Source organism: Micromonospora sp. NBC_00421 (assembly GCF_036017915.1).
GTDB lineage: Bacteria > Actinomycetota > Actinomycetes > Mycobacteriales > Micromonosporaceae > Micromonospora.
The window spans coordinates 2,257,290-2,276,217 of record NZ_CP107929.1; the positions used below are offsets into that span (position 1 = coordinate 2,257,290).

General features: G+C 71.0%; 22 protein-coding genes and 1 riboswitch. Of the genes, 3 read left to right on the top strand and 19 right to left on the bottom strand.

Annotation, left to right across the window (positions count from 1 at the left end; genetic code table 11):
• Positions 1-53 precede the first annotated feature (53 nt).
• The 16 genes from gcvP to OHQ87_RS09860 all read right to left on the bottom strand — a co-directional run bounded on the left by gcvP (position 54) and on the right by OHQ87_RS09860 (position 15,725).
• On the bottom strand, positions 54-2,897 hold the full coding sequence (gene gcvP, locus OHQ87_RS09785; RefSeq protein ID WP_328347078.1) for an aminomethyl-transferring glycine dehydrogenase: 2,844 nt from the start codon (positions 2,895-2,897) through the stop codon (positions 54-56).
• Between the two features lie 75 nt (positions 2,898-2,972).
• Positions 2,973-3,070: riboswitch (glycine riboswitch) on the bottom strand.
• Between the two features lie 57 nt (positions 3,071-3,127).
• The gene (locus OHQ87_RS09790) at positions 3,128-4,015 is read right to left on the bottom strand and encodes an NAD-dependent protein deacetylase (protein WP_328347080.1); all 888 of its coding nucleotides are present in this window, start codon (positions 4,013-4,015) and stop codon (positions 3,128-3,130) included.
• 103 nt (positions 4,016-4,118) lie between these two features.
• On the bottom strand, positions 4,119-4,757 hold the full coding sequence (locus OHQ87_RS09795; protein WP_328347082.1) for a hypothetical protein: 639 nt from the start codon (positions 4,755-4,757) through the stop codon (positions 4,119-4,121).
• Complete coding sequence (locus OHQ87_RS09800) at positions 4,754-5,980, bottom strand: globin domain-containing protein (protein ID WP_328347084.1); 1,227 nt, start codon at positions 5,978-5,980, stop codon at positions 4,754-4,756. The genes OHQ87_RS09795 and OHQ87_RS09800 overlap by 4 nt, the downstream gene beginning before the upstream one ends.
• A gap of 2 nt (positions 5,981-5,982) precedes the next feature.
• Positions 5,983-7,176, bottom strand: coding sequence for a nitric oxide synthase oxygenase (locus OHQ87_RS09805; RefSeq protein WP_328347086.1), 1,194 nt, complete (start codon positions 7,174-7,176; stop codon positions 5,983-5,985).
• Between the two features lie 407 nt (positions 7,177-7,583).
• On the bottom strand, positions 7,584-8,201 hold the full coding sequence (locus tag OHQ87_RS09810) for a MerR family transcriptional regulator (protein WP_328347088.1): 618 nt from the start codon (positions 8,199-8,201) through the stop codon (positions 7,584-7,586).
• Between the two features lie 174 nt (positions 8,202-8,375).
• Entirely contained in the window at positions 8,376-8,840 is a 465-nt protein-coding gene (locus OHQ87_RS09815) for a bifunctional nuclease family protein (protein WP_130401049.1), read from the bottom strand.
• A gap of 167 nt (positions 8,841-9,007) precedes the next feature.
• A complete protein-coding gene (ftsR, locus tag OHQ87_RS09820; protein ID WP_328348793.1) occupies positions 9,008-9,703 on the bottom strand; it encodes a transcriptional regulator FtsR in 696 nt (231 codons plus the stop codon).
• A gap of 50 nt (positions 9,704-9,753) precedes the next feature.
• Positions 9,754-10,206: an oxoglutarate dehydrogenase inhibitor Odhl gene (odhI, locus tag OHQ87_RS09825; RefSeq protein ID WP_067311506.1), complete on the bottom strand. Its 453-nt coding sequence runs from the start codon at positions 10,204-10,206 to the stop codon at positions 9,754-9,756.
• A 220-nt stretch (positions 10,207-10,426) separates the two neighbouring features.
• Positions 10,427-10,807, bottom strand: a complete 381-nt coding sequence (gene gcvH, locus OHQ87_RS09830; protein ID WP_328347094.1) for a glycine cleavage system protein GcvH — start codon at positions 10,805-10,807, stop codon at positions 10,427-10,429.
• A 55-nt stretch (positions 10,808-10,862) separates the two neighbouring features.
• On the bottom strand, positions 10,863-11,855 hold the full coding sequence (locus tag OHQ87_RS09835) for a DUF881 domain-containing protein (RefSeq protein WP_328347096.1): 993 nt from the start codon (positions 11,853-11,855) through the stop codon (positions 10,863-10,865).
• A gap of 9 nt (positions 11,856-11,864) precedes the next feature.
• Entirely contained in the window at positions 11,865-12,197 is a 333-nt protein-coding gene (locus tag OHQ87_RS09840) for a small basic family protein (protein WP_067311500.1), read from the bottom strand.
• A complete protein-coding gene (locus OHQ87_RS09845) occupies positions 12,194-13,144 on the bottom strand; it encodes a DUF881 domain-containing protein (protein WP_328347100.1) in 951 nt (316 codons plus the stop codon). The genes OHQ87_RS09840 and OHQ87_RS09845 overlap by 4 nt, the downstream gene beginning before the upstream one ends.
• A complete protein-coding gene (locus OHQ87_RS09850; protein ID WP_328347102.1) occupies positions 13,141-13,776 on the bottom strand; it encodes a CDP-alcohol phosphatidyltransferase family protein in 636 nt (211 codons plus the stop codon). The genes OHQ87_RS09845 and OHQ87_RS09850 overlap by 4 nt, the downstream gene beginning before the upstream one ends.
• A 267-nt stretch (positions 13,777-14,043) precedes the next feature.
• Positions 14,044-14,511, bottom strand: a complete 468-nt coding sequence (locus OHQ87_RS09855) for a MarR family winged helix-turn-helix transcriptional regulator (protein WP_328347104.1) — start codon at positions 14,509-14,511, stop codon at positions 14,044-14,046.
• Positions 14,512-14,558: 47 nt separating this feature from the next.
• Positions 14,559-15,725 (bottom strand): PP2C family protein-serine/threonine phosphatase, encoded by a 1,167-nt coding sequence (locus tag OHQ87_RS09860; protein WP_328347106.1) that lies wholly within the window; start codon positions 15,723-15,725, stop codon positions 14,559-14,561.
• Positions 15,726-15,985: 260 nt separating this feature from the next.
• Here OHQ87_RS09860 and OHQ87_RS09865 point away from each other — a divergent pair, with 260 nt between their 5' ends.
• Positions 15,986-16,864 carry a universal stress protein gene (locus OHQ87_RS09865; protein ID WP_328347108.1) on the top strand — a complete coding sequence of 293 codons (879 nt, stop codon included), beginning with the start codon at positions 15,986-15,988 and terminating at the stop codon, positions 16,862-16,864.
• Between the two features lie 80 nt (positions 16,865-16,944).
• Positions 16,945-17,154, top strand: a complete 210-nt coding sequence (locus OHQ87_RS09870; protein ID WP_328347110.1) for a phosphatidylethanolamine-binding protein — start codon at positions 16,945-16,947, stop codon at positions 17,152-17,154.
• Positions 17,155-17,293: 139 nt separating this feature from the next.
• On the opposite strand, the gene OHQ87_RS09875 is transcribed toward OHQ87_RS09870, so the two are convergent.
• Entirely contained in the window at positions 17,294-17,494 is a 201-nt protein-coding gene (locus OHQ87_RS09875; RefSeq protein ID WP_328347112.1) for a hypothetical protein, read from the bottom strand.
• Positions 17,495-17,634: 140 nt separating this feature from the next.
• On the opposite strand from OHQ87_RS09875, the gene OHQ87_RS09880 reads away from it, so the two are divergent.
• A complete protein-coding gene (locus tag OHQ87_RS09880; RefSeq protein WP_328347114.1) occupies positions 17,635-18,291 on the top strand; it encodes a hypothetical protein in 657 nt (218 codons plus the stop codon).
• A 54-nt stretch (positions 18,292-18,345) separates the two neighbouring features.
• Here the strand turns inward: OHQ87_RS09880 and OHQ87_RS09885 are convergent, their stop codons facing one another.
• Positions 18,346-18,522: a hypothetical protein gene (locus OHQ87_RS09885; protein ID WP_328347116.1), complete on the bottom strand. Its 177-nt coding sequence runs from the start codon at positions 18,520-18,522 to the stop codon at positions 18,346-18,348.
• 144 nt (positions 18,523-18,666) lie between these two features.
• Complete coding sequence (locus OHQ87_RS09890; protein WP_091240450.1) at positions 18,667-18,864, bottom strand: hypothetical protein; 198 nt, start codon at positions 18,862-18,864, stop codon at positions 18,667-18,669.
• Positions 18,865-18,928: the final 64 nt, after the last annotated feature.

Sequence of the window (18,928 nt, forward strand, 5' to 3'; positions counted from 1 at the left end):
CCTCCCCCGGTCGCCGCACCGGGGCGGCACGTCCGCCGCCCCGGCACCGCGCCTCAGTCCTCGAACGCCTCCGGCGCCGGACACGAACACACCAGGTTCCGGTCCCCGTACGCGCCGTCGACCCGCCGCACCGGCGGCCAGTACTTCCCCACCCGGTCCACCCCGGCCGGGTACGCCCCCACCGACCGCGGATACGGGTGCGACCACCGGTCACCGGACACCATCACCGCGGTGTGCGGGGCGTTGGCCAACGGGTTGTCCCCCGCCGGCCACTCCCCCGAGGCCACCCTGTCGATCTCCGCCCGGATCGCGATCATCGCCTCGCAGAACCGGTCCAGCTCGGCCAGGTCCTCACTCTCGGTCGGCTCCACCATCAGCGTCCCCGCCACCGGGAACGACATCGTCGGCGCGTGGAACCCGTAGTCGACCAACCGCTTCGCCACGTCGTCGACACTCACCCCGGTCGCCTTCGACAACCCCCGCAGATCCAGGATGCACTCGTGCGCCACCAGGCCCTTGTTGCCCGCGTACAGCACCGGGAAGTGCTCCCGCAGCCGCACCGCCACGTAGTTCGCGGCCAGCACCGCCACCCCCGTCGCCCGGGTCAACCCCGCCGCACCCATCATCCGCAGGTACGCCCACGGGATCGGCAGGATGCCCGCCGACCCGTACCGGGCCGCCGAGATCGCCGGCGCCCCCGGCACCGGGGCAGCCGACGGATCACCGGGCAGGTACGCCGCCAGGTGCGCCCGCACCGCCACCGGACCCACCCCCGGCCCACCACCACCGTGCGGAATACAGAACGTCTTGTGCAGGTTCAGGTGCGACACGTCCGCCCCGAACCGCCCCGGCTTGGCGAACCCGACCAACGCGTTGAGGTTCGCCCCGTCGACGTACACCTGACCACCGGCGTCGTGGACCTTCGCACACAACGACGCGATGCCCGTCTCGTACACCCCGTGCGTCGACGGGTACGTCACCATGATCGCCGCGAGCGCGTCCCGGTGCTTGTCGATCTTCGCGTCGAGGTCGACCAGGTCCACGTTGCCGTCGGCGTCGCAGCCGACCACCACCACCCGCATCCCGGCCATCACCGCCGACGCGGCGTTCGTGCCGTGCGCCGACGACGGGATCAGACACACGTCCCGGTGGGCGTCCCCCCGGTCCCGGTGGTAGGCACGGATCGCCAACAACCCCGCCAACTCCCCCTGCGACCCCGCGTTGGGCTGCACACTGACCGCGTCGTACCCGGTCACCTCCGCCAACCATCCCTCCAACTGGGCGATCAGCTCCCGGTACCCGGCGGTCTGCGCGTCCGGCGCGAACGGATGCAGGTGGGCGAACTCCGGCCAGGTCACCGGCTCCATCTCGGTGGTCGCGTTCAGTTTCATCGTGCACGACCCCAACGGGATCATCCCCCGGTCCAGGGCGTAGTCGAAGTCCGCCAACCGGCGCAGATAGCGCAGCATCGCCGTCTCCGAGTGGTGACTGCGGAACACCGGATGGGTGAGGAAGTCCCCGTCCCGCACCAACGCCGCAGGCAGGGCCACCTCCGCCGCAGGCAGGGCCACCTCGACGTCCCCGTCGACCGGGTCGACCCCGAACGCCGCCCACACCGCCGCCAGGTGCGCCGCCGTGGTCGTCTCGTCACACGACACCCCCACCCGGTCGGCGTCGACAAGCCGCAGGTTCACCCCCCGCTGCGCCGCCGCCGCCACCACCCGCGCCGCCCCACCCGGCACCACCGCCGTCACCGTGTCGAAGAACGCGACGTCGGTGACGGCGACGCCACCGGCCCGCAACCCGGCCGCGAGCCGCACCGCCATCCCGTGGGTACGCCGCGCGATACGCCGCAACCCCTCCGGCCCGTGGTACACCGCGTACATGCCGGCCATCACCGCCAACAGCACCTGCGCGGTGCAGATGTTGCTGGTCGCCCGCTCCCGCCGGATGTGCTGCTCCCGGGTCTGCAACGCCAACCGGTACGCCGGCTCACCTGCCGCGTCCCGGGACACCCCGACCAGCCGGCCCGGCAACATCCGCTCCAACCCCGCCCGCACCGCCAGATAACCGGCATGCGGCCCACCGAAGCCCATCGGCACCCCGAACCGCTGCGTCGTGCCCGCCGCGATGTCCACCCCGATCCGCCCCGGCGCCCGCAGCAGCGTCAACGCCAACAGGTCCGCCGCCACCGTCACCAACGCCCCCACCGCGTGCGCGGCGTCGACAAACGGCGCATGATCCCGCACCGCACCCGACGCCCCCGGGTACTGCAGGTGCAGCCCGAAGAACTCCGCCGGCAACTCCTGCACCGCCAGGTCTACCACCCGCACCTCGATACCGAGGGGCTCGGCCCGGCCGGCGAGCACCGCGACGGTCTGCGGCAACGCGTCCGCGTCGACCACGTACACCGCGCTGCGGCTCTTCGACGCCCGGCGGGCCAGGGTCATCGCCTCCGCCGCCGCGGTCGCCTCGTCGAGCATCGACGCGTTCGCCGTGGCCAGCCCGGTCAGGTCGGTGACCATGGTCTGGAAATTCAGCAGCGCCTCCAGCCGACCCTGACTGATCTCCGGCTGATACGGGGTGTACGCCGTGTACCAGGCCGGGTTCTCCAACACGTTACGGCGGATCACCGCCGGAGTGTGCGTACCGTGGTAACCCAGGCCGATCATCGACACCGCCACCGTGTTACGGGCCGCCAACGCCCGCAGCTCGGCGATCGCCTCCCGCTCGGTGGCCGGCGCCGGCAGATCCAGGGTGCCGTGCCAGCGGATCACCTCGGGAATCGCCGCGTCCATCAGCTCGTCGATCGAGCCGTACCCGACGGCCTCCAACATGCGACGCTCATCGTCGGCACCGGGACCGATATGCCGGTCGGCGAACTGCTCTACGGTCATGCGTGCGCTCCAGACTCACGGCGAGGTCGACGGATCAACCTCCCCCTGAGTCACGCGCACGGCGCTCCACAGTGCCTGCCCGTCGCGGTCCTTCTGCCTGAGAGGTTCCGGGGAGAATCTGCCCCTTCGGCGCCGCCCGGATACAACTGGGCGATCTCTCCCGCGCGGGTGGTGTCGGCATGGTCAACGCTACCAGCGCCGCTGTTACCGGCGGATGTCGTACCCCCGGGTCAGCCCGCCACCGGCGTCGCCGCCGGCACCGGACCCGACCCGCCGCGCGCCGACGGCACGGCGGCGGCCACCCGGTCGGCCAACCCGGTCAGCACCCGCCCCAACGGGGCGTCCACCCGCAGCGCCGCATACCCGTCACCCCGGGTGGCACCCTGGTTGGCGATCACCACCGGGATGCCCAACGTCGCCGCCCGCGACACGAACCGCCGCCCCGACAACACCGTCAACGACGACCCCAACACCAACAACGACCGCGCCCCACCGACCATCGCGAAACACCGCGACACCCGCTGCGCGGGCACCGCCTCCCCGAAGAACACCACGTCCGGTTTCAGCATCCCCCCACCACAACACGTGCAGTCGACCATCCGGAACCCGGCCACCCGGTCGTCGTCGAGCTCCACGTCACCGTCCGGATTCACCACGTCGACCCTCACGTCGAACCCCGGGTTCGCCGCGACCAACCGCCGATCCAGATCCTCCCGCGACGTACGGTCACCGCAACGCAGACACACCACCGTGTCGAGCCGGCCGTGCAACTCCACCACCTGCCGACTACCCGCCGCCGAGTGCAGACCGTCGACGTTCTGAGTGATCACCCCGTCGACCAGACCCGCGGCCTGCAACCGGGCCACCGCCCGATGCCCGTCGTTCGGCGCCGCCCGCGCGATCAACCGCCACCCCAGGTGACTACGCGCCCAGTACCGCCGCCGGGCCACCGGATCCCCGGTGAACGTCTGGTACGTCATCGGGGTGTGCCGACGGGCCGCACCGGTCGGCCCCCGGTAGTCGGGAATACCCGACTCGGTGGACAACCCCGCCCCGCTGAGCACCACCACCCCACCGGCGGCGACCAGCCCGGCCAACGCGTCGCTCGTCTCCGTCACCGGTCCATGCTGCCTCAGCCGACCCACCCGCGGCGACCCGAAGACACCTGCACCCGGCGCACCGGCCCCACACCCCGCGGCAGACCACACCCACCGCAGCGGATCAGCCGCCCAGCACCGCCCGCAACTGGGCGCTCGCCCCACCCGCCGCCGCCGCATCCGCCCGCAACTGCTCCGACTGCGCCGACAGGTACGCCTGCCACCGGTTCAGCTGCTGCTGCGCCGCCGCGACCGCCGCCAACGCCGCCGCATGCCGCTCCTCCAACGCCTGCAACTTCCCGGCCAACTCCGGCGACGGCCCCCCACCGGACAGCGGACCCGACCCGCCCACGTCACCGGCCCGCCGATGCGCCTCCGCCAGGATCTCCTCCGCCTGCCGCCGGGCATCCGCGATGATCTCCGCACCCTCCGCGCTGGCCTCACCGATCGTCCGGTTCGCCTCGTCCTGCGCCCGCATCGCCAACTCGACCACCATCGGATCCGGGCCCTGCGGCGCACTGCTCGGCAACGTCCCGTGCCGCAGCATCTCCACCTGACTCAGCAGCCCCTGGTTCTCCCGCCGCTGCCGCTCCAACTCCGCCGTCAACAACCCGATCCGGTCATCCGCCGACCGCACCACCGACGCCACCTCGTCGGCGGACAACCAGTGACTACCCCGGAACCGCCGCTCCTCCAACACCGACAACTGGCGGGTGATCTCACCCTGCTCGGCCCCGACCCGGTCGGAACGGTCGACGCTCATCGTGCACCTGTCCCACTGAAGTCACGCGGAGCACCGGAAACGGCCTCGGCGAGCGGCGGATAAAGAGAATGATCATAGCTCTCCGTCAGGATCTGCTCCGGTTCCACACCCGAGCGCACCAGGATCGCCACCGTCTCCCGGGTCATCTCCGGACTCCCACACACCAGGATCTCCGTGTCCGACCACGGCCCCAACCGCACCGCCGTGTCACCGGCCCGCCCGACCGCACCCCGCCAACCCCAACCCGTCTCCACCGTCGGCACGTACCGCAACCACCCCGACCCACCCTGCCAACCCGCCGCCGGCGGCATCGACGCCAACCGCGACAACGTCGGCTCGTCATACAGGTCGTCCGGAGTACGCCCACCCACCACCAACGTCGTACGCCGCCCCGCGCCCTGCTGCACCGCCTCCACCACCGCCCGCAACGGCGCCAACCCCGTCCCCCCGGCGATCAACAACAACGGCAACTGCGGCGACCTGTCGTACGACGACAACGCCGTCCCCGTCGGATGCCCCAACAACAACCGCTCACCCGCCCGCAACCTACGCACCAGATGCGTGGAGAACCGGCCCGCCGCCCGGACATGGAACTCGATCGTCCCGTCCGCCCGCGGCGCGTTCGCCGGCGACAGATACCGCCACGTCCGCAACTGCGGCACCTGCACCGGCAACGACTGACCCGGCCGGTACGCACACAGATAATTCGGACGCACCGTGAACACCACGACGTCGGCGCGCCGCCGCTCCACCGTCAACACCTCCGCCTCCCAGTGCGGCGGCGACGTCCGTTCCGCCTCCGCCGCGCCGTCGAGCATCACCTTCGCCACCAACTCGTACGCCGCCGCCCACTGCGCCCGCAACGCCGGAGTGAAGTACGGGCCGAGGAACCGCTCCAACGTCGCCAACAACGCCTGACCCACCCAGATGTAGTGCCGCTCCCCCAACGCCACCGGATTACCCCGCTGGTCCCGACCGTGGAACCGACGGTGGTCGGCACCCAACCGCTGCGCGAACGTCGTCAACGCCCCCGGATCGTCCAGACTGGTGATGATGTGCCCCAACGCCGCCAGGAGCTTGTCCTCCTGATACTGCATGTTCGTCGGAAACATCGACCGGGCCTCCGGCGCCACCACGAACAACGTGGCATAGAAATACTTCGCCGCCTCCGGCCCGGCAGCGGAGAACTGGCTCCAACTCTGGCGCAACGCCGCGTTGTCCATCCTCAGTCCTCCTGCGCGCGAGCCAGGTCATGACGCTCACGCAACGTCATCTCCACCACACCGTCCGGGTCGTAAGCGCGGTCAGCCTGCCACAGATTCGGATTCGGCACCCGGGTGTCGTAATAGCGGTGATGCACCGCGTGCAACGCCGCCCACCCCACACTCCCGTTGAGCCACGACCAGTCACCGTGCACCGGCCGACCCGCCCGCTCCTCCTGCGCACAGAACTTCATGAACAACTCCGACTCGGTGTGCGGATCGGACACCCGCACCCCCGCCACCCGGAACGAATGCAACACCGCCTGGTTCAACACCAACGCCGCATGCTCCCGCCACAGCGTGTCCTCCCGCGACGTGTCCAGCCCCAACCCCGCCGCCACCACAGGCAACTGGTCGTACCGCTCCCGGTCGCCCATGTTCCGGGTCCCGATCTCGTCACCCAGGTAATGCCCGTTGAACGGCGCGCAACTGTAGTCGACCCCGCCGACACGCAGACGCATGTTACTGATCACCGGCAGCGCATGCCAACGCAGCATCAGATCCGCGAACCACGGATGATCCGGATGACTCAACGCCACCTCCCGCACCAGCTCCCGCGGCACCTCCCACACCGTCGGCCGCTCCTGCGCCGTCTCGATCACCCACGGCAACAGGTCGAACCGCCCCGGCACCGGCGGCGGACGCCACCCCAACCGGCGCGCCGCCCGCACCATCCCCACCTGCGCCGGATCCCCCACCACCGAACCGTCAGCACGCACATGACCGCAGTAACGGACCAACTGGTCGTTCCAGATCCGCGCCCGCGGACCCACCCCCGGCCGATCCGGCGCGAACACCGTGATCACCGACTGGATACGCCCCCCGTTGTCCCCCGCCGCCAGATGCGCCGACAACTCCTGGGCGATACCCGCCGCCGTCGACACGTGCCGACGGTCCCGCACCCGCAACCCCGCCCACCGCACCCGCCCCACACACCGCGCCGACTGCCGCCACGCCACCCGCGCCCCGTACACCAACTCCTCCCGGGTGTGCCGGTAGGAACCGGTCAACGCGATCTCCTCGCGCACCTCCGCCCACCGCGCCGCCAACCCCGACAACTGCCGTTCGGCGTACATCGACTCCAGGAACTCCGCCGCCTCCGCCGCCACGTCCACACCGGCACCGACCGGTTCAGCCGGCGGAAGTGCGGCCGTCACCGGGCAACGCGCCCCGGCGGCAAGATCGGCGACAGCACCACCGGCCCGCGCGGAACCCAGACCGACATAGTGATCAATGTGCACTTCGGTTCGTTTCCCGTCCTCGGCGGGACCACGGATGCGACCCCCGCACCATGGTCCACGCATCAGCTCGACGCCACCACCAACCATCACCCAACGTGATCAGTCGATGTCCCCCGTGATCGCCCTGGACAGGATTCCTGGCCCCACCACAGCTGTCAACAACACGACCCCACCACCGGAAATCCACAGTGGACGCCGCCACACCCCAGTCCCACCCAGGGCACCACGCCAGCCACGACCTGCATCGATGCGACAAAAATCACTACCCACCCACGAAAAAACGCCGCGACCGGAACCCGGCCGCGGCGTCCCCGACACCCCGCTCAACCCGCCCTACGCCGCGCCCGCCGCGCCGCCAGCTCGTCACCCACCACACCCGACGACGAACCCTCCGCAACCTCACCACCGGCCGGCACCGACACCCCACCACCGGCCACCGCCGGCTCCGCCGGCAGATGCGACAACGAACCCTGGATCTCCTTGAACGCCCCACCGATCGCTATCCCGAACACACCCTGCCCACCCTGCAACAGGTCGACCACCTCCTCCGGAGAACGACACTCGTACACCGTCGTCCCATCCGAGATCAACGTGATCCCCGCCAGGTCCTCCACCCCCCGCGACCGCAACGCCTCGATCGCCTTACGGATGTTCTGCAACGACACCCCGGCATCCAACAACCGCTTGACGACCTTCAACACCACCAGATCCCGGAACGAGTACAACCGCGACGTACCCGAACCCGACGCGTCCCGCACACTCGGCACCACAAGCGTCGTCCGCGCCCAGTAATCCAACTGGCGGTAACTGATCCCCGCCGCATGACACGCGGTCACACCCCGGTATCCGACCGCACCGTCACCGTCCAACGGCACCGGCGACGACACCACCGGCGGCTCGCCCCGCTCCACACCTGGCTCAGGATCCCGCGGCTCGTGCATCCCGACAACCTCCCCGTCAGTGCGGCAACCCGCCGTTTCCCACGACGTGCACCCCTCGACACGGCAACCCTAACGCCGCACCCAGGGGTTACCACGGAGAAACCGGCGCGACACGCCGCGCGACGACACACCGCACCACGGCACCGCCACCGCGACACCGACGAGAACCGGCGATCAGCCGGCGAAATCCTCCGGACGCACCTGCTCCAGGAACTCCCGGAACTTCTCCACCTCGTCCTCCTGCTCGTCGGGAATCACGATCCCCGCCTCACTGAGGACCTGCTCCGCACAACGAATAGGCGCACCAACCCGCAACGCCAACGCGATCGAATCACTCGGCCGGGCCGACACCCGCACCCCGTCACCCAGCAACAGATCAGCGTAGAAGACGTTCTCCTTCAACTCCGTGATCTCCACCGCCTGCAACGGCGCCTTCAACGCCGCCAGCACGTCCCGCAACAGATCATGCGTCAACGGCCGGGCCGGTTTGACCCCCTGCTGCTCGTAGGCGATCGCCGTGGCTTCGACCGCACCGATCCAGATCGGCAGATAGCGGTCGCCCTCGACCTCCCTGAGCAGGACGATCGGCTGGTTGCTGGGCAACTCCACCCGAACCCCGACCACGCTCAGCTCGCGCACCGCCGCCTCCGTGTCGTTGTCACCTACACCCGCCGCGCCCTGTCCCTGCACGGTACACGGACCGCGACACGGCCGTCCCATCCGCACCAGCACACACCACGCGCCAGAAAAGGGATTACCCCGGCAAGCCTACGGCACGCTTCCCGGGGCAGAACCTTCCGCACACCTCACCGACCCAACGTCGACCGCAACCCCACCCGCACCAACGCCGCGTGCAACTGCTGCGACAACGCCACCAACTCCCGCGCCGTCTCCGCCGCCCGCGCCCGCGCCGCCGGATCCGACTGCCGCGCCAACGGCGCCACCAACTGCGCGAACAGGCCGACCTCACGATCCGCCGACGACCGGTAACCCCGCAGATGCCGAGGCTCCAGGCCGTACGCCGCCAGCCCCGCCACCGCCTGCGCGATGATCAACGCATCCGCGTCATACCACCCCGGCGGATCCGGCACCAACACACCCAGCCGCTCCAACTCACCCAACGTCGACTCGGCGATCCCACTACGCGCCACCAGATCGGCCCGCCCGAGCCGCACCTGCGACTCAGGCTCCTCCACCGACCGGCCCGGCACCTCACCACCGGGACCCACCGCCACCAACGTCGGACGCTGACGACCCGGCGCCTCGTCGCCACCGTCCCACTGCGCCAACTGCTCGCGAATCACCCGCAACGGCAGATACTGATCCCGCTGCGCCGTCAGCACGAACCGCAACCGGGACACATCGTCCCAGCTGTACTTCCGGTAACCCGCCGCCGTCCGCTGCGGCTCCACCAGACCCTCGGCCTCAAGGAACCGCAACTTCGAAATCGTGACGTCCGGAAACTCCACCCGCAGCTGACCCAACACCTCACCGATACTCATCAGCGGGTGCGACCGGGCCGCCCCGGACGGTACGGAGGCCGCAGGCTCGTTCACCCCCGGCCGGCCTCCTCCTCCGGGCGAGGACCGGCGATGAAGACCACCCGGAACTTACCGATCTGCACCTCGTCACCATTGCTCAACGTGGCCGCCTCGACCCGCTCCCGGTTCACGTAGGTGCCGTTCAGGCTCCCCACGTCCCGCACCGTGAACGTCCCCGAATCCCGATGGAACTCCGCGTGCCGCCGCGACACCGTCACATCGTCCAGGAAGATGTCACTGTCCGGATGCCGGCCACTCGTCGTCACATCATGATCCAACAGGAACCGGGCACCCGCATTCGGGCCCCGACGAACCACCAGCAGCGCCATACCCGGCGGCAACGAGCCGGACATCCGACTCGGCACCACATCGGTGTCCGGACCCTCCAGCACTTCGTCCAGCGAACCGAGATTGAGCGTCGAAGTGACGTCGAGCGGGGGGAACTCGTCGCCTGGGCGCGTCATGGGACCACCTCACGGATCAGTTCGGTCAACGTCAAGGTGACGGCGGGATGGCCACCGGGCAGATCACACACCCAGCGGCTGGCTCCCCGTGCCCAGGAAGGCAATCACCCAACGCTCACCATTTTTGGGGTTCTCGGTCGACTGGGCGAGCCTAGCCAGCGCCGAAATGCAGGGCAACCGGACGCGCGGAGAACATCACCCACGCCCGGCACGACACCACTCAGTTCTCGGTGAGCTCACGGTACTCATCAGCGGACAACAAACCGTCCACCGCCGCCGGATCCGCCGGTGCGATCTCCACCAACCAACCCGCACCGTACGGATCCGAATTGATCACCTCGGGAGAATCACCCAACGCCTCGTTCCGCGCCGCCACCGTACCGCTCACCGGCGCGTAGATCTCCGACACGCTCTTGGTCGACTCGATCTCGCCCAACGACTCACCGGCCTCCACCACCACACCGGAGTCCGGCAACTGGACGAACACGATGTCACCCAACGCATCCTGCGCGAACTGGGTGATACCGACCCGGACGTTACCGCCCTCGGCACCGGCCACCCACTCGTGCTCGGCGGTGTAACGCAGACCCTCAGGAATCACCAGCGCGTCCCTCATCCATCGATACGCCGGGACGGACCCGGCGCGGCCGCGCCGGTCAGGAGACCGGACGGGCGTGTTCCAGCTTCAACGGCGCGTGCAGCGCCGAAACCTCGGCAACCTCACGCTCCTCGACGCTCACGTTACCGCCGTCACCGCGAACCGATGCGGCCACCCCGCCCGGAATGTTCAACGCGGTACGCATCGTCTCCGGATCCCCGATCACCGTGATCGTGAACGGACCCGTCAACGCCCGCCCGTCCACCACCAACACGTCCCCGGACCCGTCCAGGAAGTACGTCGAGGCGATGATCCGCACCGACGCCCGATCCCCACCGGAGATCTGCATCGCCTCCGCACCCGCACCCCGCAGCTCCTGCACCGCGTCCAGCACCCGATCCGCCCGGATCGGCTTGCCACCCGGGTCGAACCGCACCGCCAGACCCGGCCCCCGCGCCGGCAACGCACCCGACAGGATGCCCAACTCGTCGGCCCGCTTCGTCGCCTCCTGCAACGCCGCCTGCCGACCCTGCTCCCCCGACCGCAACTGCCGCTGACTGTCCTCCAGGCCCTCGATGTCCTGCTGCAACCGCTTCTCCCGGGAATCCAGATCCGAGAAGATCCGTACCAGGTCCTCCTGCCGGGTCGCCGCCAGCGTCGGATCCGTCGACGTGGTCTTCAACTGCACCACCAGCGTGAACCCCAACAACGCCAGCAACGCCGCGATCATCACCCCCGCCGACGACACCTTCCGAGCCGCCCCCGAGGCACCAGCCGACCCGGAAGCACCAGCCGACACCGACGAACCCCCCGAGGACCCGGCGGACCCCGACGGCTGCGCCCCCGGCGACGCCAACTCCGCCAGATTCACCGTCGCCCCATCGTCGTCACCGGACTCCGCCGGACGACCCTCCGGCGGCTCATCCGGCACCAACGGACTCAACTCGTCCGGATTCGGCGCGTCCGGCCGCGGATCCGGCTCATCCGTCGGCCCGACCGGGTCCGCCGGCTGCGGCCACCCGGTACCCGTCTCCCGATGCTCGTCGCTCACGCCACCAACCTACGCCCGGAACAGGTGCCGGCGGATCGCCGCCACGTTGCCGAAGATCCGCACCCCCAGCACGACCACCACCCCCGTGGACAACTGACCACCCACCCCCAACTGGTCACCCAGATACACGATCAACCCGGCCACCAGGACGTTCGAGATGAACGACACCACGAACTGCTTGTCGTCGAAGATCCGGTCCAACTTCGCCCGCACCCCACCGAACACCGCGTCGAGCGCGGCCACCACCGCGATCGGCAGGTACGGCTGCAACGCCGCCGGCACCGTCGGATCAAGATAGATCCCCAGCACCACACCGGCGAGCAACGCCAGCACCGCGATCATCGGACACCTCCGGAAGAGCGGGAAGACGGACCCGGACCGGACGACCCGGTACCGGACGGACGAACAGCACCCGAACCCGTCGACGACGGACTCGGACTGACCGACGGCTCCGCGTAGCGTAGCCGTGGCTCCGGAGCGGCCGGCAGCGTGAGGTCGTCCGCCTCACGCACCTCGAACGACAACCCCGTGTCCCGGGCCACCCGACGCATCAGATACGCCGACCGGCTGTCGTCGAACTTGTCCCGCAACGACCTCGGCCCGATCGCCGACACCTCGTACGGGCTGGTCACCGGACGGAAGTCCACCAGGATCGCCGCCCCCGCCGACCGGATCGTCGACGTCGCCGTCAACCGCTGCCCGTTGATCGAGATCGCCTCCGCACCCGCGGCCCACAGGTCGTTCGCGACCTTCTGCAGATCCGAGTAGATCACCCGCGACGGCCCGGCCCCCGAGTCACCGCCCACCGCCCCGTCGTCCTGCACGGGGGCGTCGGCCAACCGCACCACCACCCCGTCCCCCCGCACCCGGCCCAGCCCGGTACCGGCCTCAAGGTTGCGCAACCGGGCCGCCTGCGAACCACTCAACGCCGCGTCCCGTTGCCGGCCGACCTCCTCGCGCAGCCGCCCGGCCCGCACGGTCATCTCGTCGGTCTCCGCCTCCCGCTGTTTGATCTGCGCGATCAACGCAGCCCGCGCCTGACTGCGACTCGGCTCGTCGGCCATCGTCTCCCGGTACGCCACCGCGAACAGGAAACCCACAGCGGCGACCACCACGATCGCCACCGCCCGCGCGGACGCACTCCGCCACCCCCTCGGCGCCGGTGCCTCCCGCCGCCGGGCCGCCGCGTCGGCATAGCCCGGATCCAACGGATTCTGGAACAGCTCGGTGAGGAAGTCCGGGGTGAACAACCGGACCGGCGGCTTCGGCCCGTCCTGCGGCGCGCTCACGCGGCGGCCCCCGAGCGGGCCGCACGGACCAACCGGGACGCCTGCATCACGTACATCGCCCCGGCCACCCAGTACAGCACCAGACCCCACCAGGCCGCCCCCCAGCCGATCGCCGCGGCGGTCGTCGCCGTCACCGACGTGGTCGTCGACGCCAGGAGCAGCACCGGGAAGGCGGCCAGCAGCATGAAGGTGGCGGTCTTGCCGAGGTAGTGCACCGGCGGCGGCCCGTAGCCGTACCGGCGCAGCACCGCCAACGACCCGAGCAGCAGCACCTCCCGTGCCAGCAGCGCCACCGTGAACTGCCACGGCACCACCTCGCGGGCGGTGAAGGCGAGCAGCGTGGCGAGGATGTAGAGCCGGTCGGCCAGCGGGTCGAGCAGCTCGCCGACCCGGCTGACCTGCCCGAGCCGGCGGGCGATCCACCCGTCCACCCAGTCGGAGGTGCCGCCGGCGGCGAGTACCACGATCGCCGCCACGTCCGCCTCCACGACCAGGAAGAGCCACAGGAACAGGGGCACGCCGAGCAAGCGGACGAAGCTGATCAGGTTCGGCAACGTCAGCACCCGGTCCGTCGCGCCGGCGTCACCACCCGATGCACGCGGATGCTCTGCCCGAGCCGGCCGACGTGACACCGAACCTCCCTCCGCAGCACGATCCGGGTGCCCACGTGGGCACCACGGTCAGCCGTGCGCTACCGGGCCGGCGAGTGCCGGCGCCTCGGTGATCCCGGGCCGGGACCTCCCCCTGATCCGGTCCGGGATGGTCGACACCCTGGGCCGGCAGCCACTATATCGGGCGCTCTCGCCTTGTCCGGCGGGACGCGTGGCCGTGGTGCCGTGGTGTGCTGAGCAACCATCCGTAAAGCGTCCTAGGACACAAGGGGACCGGAACGGCAGCGTTCAGGCGGTGCGGACGGCGGGGTCTGCCTGCGGCGGCGTCCCCGAGGCAGCCGCCTGCCCGAAGGCCAGCAACGCCAGCAGCAACTCGTGCTGGGCCCGGGGCGGCATCCGGTCCAACACCGCCTGCACCGCCCGGTGCCGCCGCTGGCGTACCTCGGCCAACAGGGTCACCGCCGCGGCGGTGAGGACCAGTCGCACCTCCCGCCGGTCCCGAGGGTCCGGGGTGCGGCGCAACAGCCCGGTGGCCTCCAACCGGTCACAGAGCCGGCTGGCCGACGAGGGCACCACGTCCAGCAGCTCGGCCAGCCCGTTGACGTTCGTCTCCGGTCGTTCCCTGATCAACGCCAGCACCCGTAGCTGGGTCGGCGGGATCGTCACCTGGTGACGGGAAGTGGCCGAGTCGAGCACGCCGACGAACGCCTCGGCCGCGGCGTCGATCGCCGCAGCAAGATCCGGAGGTCGATCCACCCGCTGTCCCCTGCGATTGTCCGCTGTCGTGTGGCGCTGACCACCGATCATCGTCCGCGCCGCCCGCACCAGTCCAGGCACACGACGACGGCGTCGTCACGTAGATCAGTGTCGGCATGATATGCGAACAGCTCGCGCATCACCGTACCAACCGCCTCCGTCGCCGGTTGCAGCCGAGTCGACCGCATCGACCGGGCCATCGCCCGCTCACCGTAGGCCTCCTGGCCACCTGGTTGCGCGTCGTACACGCCGTCGCTGACCACGAAGAGTCGATCGCCGGGCCGCACGTCGAACTCCTGCACCGTGTACCGGGTCTCGGGGAACATGCCCAACGGCAGTTGCTGTTCCAGGGCGATCCGTTCGACGGTGGTCCCCCGCAGTCGCAGCACGCGCGGCGAACCGGCGTCCACCGCCCGCACCCGGCCGGTGGCGGTGTCCACCGCCAACAGCAACGTCGCCACGTGCCGCTGGCCGCGGTGTTGGTAGAACAGGGTGTCCGAGGCCAGCTCGGCCTGCTCCACCAGGCCGCCGCCCGAGCGCCGCGCGTTGCGGATGGCGTTGACCGTGAGGGCGGTGAGCATCGCGGCGGCCAGTCCGGTGCCGGTGCCGTTGAGGACGGTCAGGGTGAGCCGCCCGGGATCGACCGACCAGTCGAAATGGTCACCACCCACGGAGTACGCCGGCTCCAGCTGCCCGGCCAACAGGAAGGCCTCGTGGGTGACGCTCCGCCCGGGCAACAGGTCCCACTGCATCTCGGCGGCCATGCTGAGTCGCTCCCGACGACGTGTCCGCCGGTAACGGTCGGTCTCCCGGTCCGCGGCCCGCAGGGTGGTGGCCAGGTCGACGGCCAGATCGGCGATCAGGTCCAGCGTCGGGCGGTCCGGGCTGTCGGCCAGCTCGACCAGGAGCACCCCCAGCCGTTCCCCCCAGGCGGTCAGCGGCACCCACACCCGACAATGCCCGCCGTCGTACGGATCGAGCACCGGTTGCTGGCTGCTGAAACAGCGTTGCGCGACGCCCTGGCCGCTGAGGGAGCCGGCAGACAGCTCCGGGTCGAGCACCGACCACAGCCCACTGATCCGGTAGTCGGCCAGGAACACGTCGACCCGTACGGCGGCGAACGTGGACCGGAGAGCCCGGTCGACGGCCTCCACGAGCTGGTCGGGTGGAGCCTCACGTAGCGCACGCGACATCGCTGCGAGCGCATCCGGCATGTTCGTCCCTCCGAGATTCTTGCTACAGGGCAAGCATCATACGGAGCGGTCACCCCACCCCGGTCCCGGGCCACCGGTGCGCCAGGTCACCGAGCAGACGGCGCTGCGCACCCCCGGTCGGCGGGTCACGAGCGGGCCGTTGCGTAGACGGCCCGTCGCACGGGTCACGAGCGGAACGGTCGGGCCCCGGCCATGGTTGCGGTATCGCCCCGCCGGGACCCGCCCGGCCGCGATACTGGCGCGGGCAGGAGGTGCGCGGGGTGAACTCGGCGAACGACGCGGCGGTGGTGGTGGGCGTGGACGGTTCGGAGCCGGCGCTGCGCGCCGTCCGGCTGGCCGCGACGGAGGCGGCACGGCGACACCGGCCGCTACGGGTGGTGCACGGTTTCATCTGGCCGCTGCTGCGGGTGCCGATCGATCCGGTCGCCGGGAACCCACCCGGCGGCGGGTTGCGTCAGCAAGCGAAGAACCTGGTCGAGGCGGCGGTGGCCGAGGCCCGGGCGGTCAGCCCCGGGATCCGGGTGACCGGCGAGATCCTCGACGGTGAGGCCTCGGCGGTGCTGCTGGGTGAGTCACCCACCGCGGCCGTGATCGTCCTGGGCGACCGGGGCCTCGGCGGATTCACCGCCCTGGTGGTCGGTTCGGTGGCGATCCAGATCGCCACGCACGCAGACTGCCCGGTGCTGGTCGCGCGGGGCCAGGAACACGCCGGCGGCCCGGTGGTGGTCGGGGTCGACGGCGCGGCGTCCCTTGACGCGGTGGAGTACGCCGCGGCGCAGGCGTCCGCCCGGGGTGCCCGGCTGCGGGCCGTGCACGCCTACACCCATCCGGCGTCCGCCCGTCCAGGAGACATCCAACCCCTGGTGCACGACGAGGCCCGGCTGCGCGACGAGGAGGCCGACGTACTCGCCGAGAGCCTCGTCGGCCTCGCCGAACGACACCCCGACGTGCCAGTAGACGCCGAACCGGTGCGCGCCCGACCGGTCGCCGCGCTCACCGAGGCGTCCCGTCGGGCGCAGTTGGTGGTGGTGGGTGGCCGGGGCCACGGCGAGCTGACCGGTCTGCTGCTCGGGTCGGTCAGCCACGGGGTGCTGCACCACAGCGCCTGCCCGGTCGCGGTGGTGCGCAGCCCCGACTGAGCGGACCGGCGCGGTTGGCCGGACGGAGGAAGGGTAGTCGGCGCGGGTACCGCAGGCGAGGACGGACCGAGGAGGCGGCGATGCCAGGACCACGGCCAGGAAGCAACGCGTACGACAAGGAACGGGCACGGCTGCGTGACCTGGTCGAGCAGTCGGGACGCGCCTCCGACCAGGAAGCCAACCAGGTGGCCAACCGGATCCTCCAGGACGACCGGGGCCAGCGTGGCGTGGTCCGGGGCGAACGGACCTACGGCCCCAAGGGCGAACGCGAACCCGGCGACCCGAAGTGAGGCACGCGGGCACCCCGCCGACGCCCGACCCGGTCCGGCGGCGGGGTGCCCGCGTCGTGCCGCCCGGCCCGGGTGGTCCCGGTCGGGCGGCACGACGGACGCGGCCGGTAGCCCGGCGGCGGACACCACCGGGCGGTGGTCAGCCCCGGTCGCTGTGGTCGTCGGCGCGCTGCTGGCCCGGACCGTACGGGGAGGCCTGGCCACGGGGCGTCGGTCGGCCCCGGTCACCCGGCGAGGTGCCCCGGTTCGCGGGATGGCCCGTCACACCTGGGCCCTTGCTGTCCTGCACGGTCGGGTTGTTCCCGTTGCGACGCATCTCGGGCTGCTGCACGTTCGTCACGGGTGTCTCCTTCCGGATGGACGGGCACGGCCCTCCGCGCCCGCCAGCCGGTTACCCGCCACCGCCTGACGCATGCGGCCCCGGGGCATTCCGCCCCCGGGTGCAGGGCTGAGGTGCGGCAGGACGGGTAGTACCGGGAGATGGGGAACGACCGACTGGTGGCCCGGACGTTGCTGGAGCGGCACGGCCGCACCTACGCCGAGGAGGCCGGCATCACGCTGGCCGACCGGCCCGGTCCGCTCTATCAACTGCTGGTGCTCACCACGCTGCTGAGCACCCGAATCCGGGCCCAGGTGGCGGTGGCCGCCGCCCGGGAGCTGTTCGCCGCCGGCTGGCGTACGCCGCAGGCGATGGAGGCGTCACGCTGGCAGGACCGGGTGGACGCGTTGGGTCGCGGCCACTACCGCCGCTACGACGAGCGGACCGCCACGATGCTGGGCACGGGCGCCCGACTGTGTCTGGACCGCTGGCACGGTGACCTGCGGCGGTTGCACCGGGAGACCGGGGGCGAGCCGGCGGCGCTGCGGCGGGGGCTGACCGGGTTCCCCGGCATCGGCCCGACCGGGGCGGACATCTTCCTGCGGGAGGCGCAGACGGTCTGGCCGGACGTGCGCCCGTACGCCGACCGGCGCACCCTGGCCGGGGCGGAACGGCTCGGTCTGCCGGCCGACCCGCACGGGCTGGCCGGGCTGGTCGCCGAGCCGGACTTCGGTCGGCTGGCGTCGGCGCTGGTGCGGGTGGCCCTCGGCGAGGAGTCGGCCGGCGAGGTGACCCGGGCCGCCGCCGCGACCCGCTGAGAGGTGAGCTGACCCGGGCCGTGGTCGCGCCGCTCCGCCGGATCGACCGACGGCTCAGTCGACCGGTTTGTTGCCCGCCGGCTTGGTCAGGTGCCACACCAGCAGGGCGGCCAGCAGGGCCAGCAACACCACCCCACCGGAGACCCCGCCGCCCTCCTCGGTGGAGCTACGCCCGGTCACCCCGAAGTAGATCACCGCGAGACCGGCGAGCACCGCCAGGAACGTCCGCATCCCTCGATCCTTCACGCCCCGCACGGTACGAGCAGCAACCCGACCGAAGTAGACGTATCGGACACGCTTCCCTCGTCCGGGCGACGGCGGGCTGGACGAGGGGCGGCAGGCCGCCGATCCGGATCAACCGCTCTCCTGCCCGGGTCAGTCGGTCTCCAGGTCGTCCAGGGAGATCGCGTGGGTCATCAACCAGCGGGCCAGCGCCGCCATGCCGAACAACCACAACGGCGCGGACTCGGTGGGTCCGTTGGTGGCGAAGATGGCGAACCGCAGGTCCGGCGCGCGGTAGGCCTCGATCCGCCAGCGGTGGTTCCGGTCCCGCCAGACCGCCGAAGGGTCCATGGCGTCACGGTAGGCGACCGGGAGCCGGCGGGAGGACGGTTCACCAGCGCGCCCCGACCGGTCG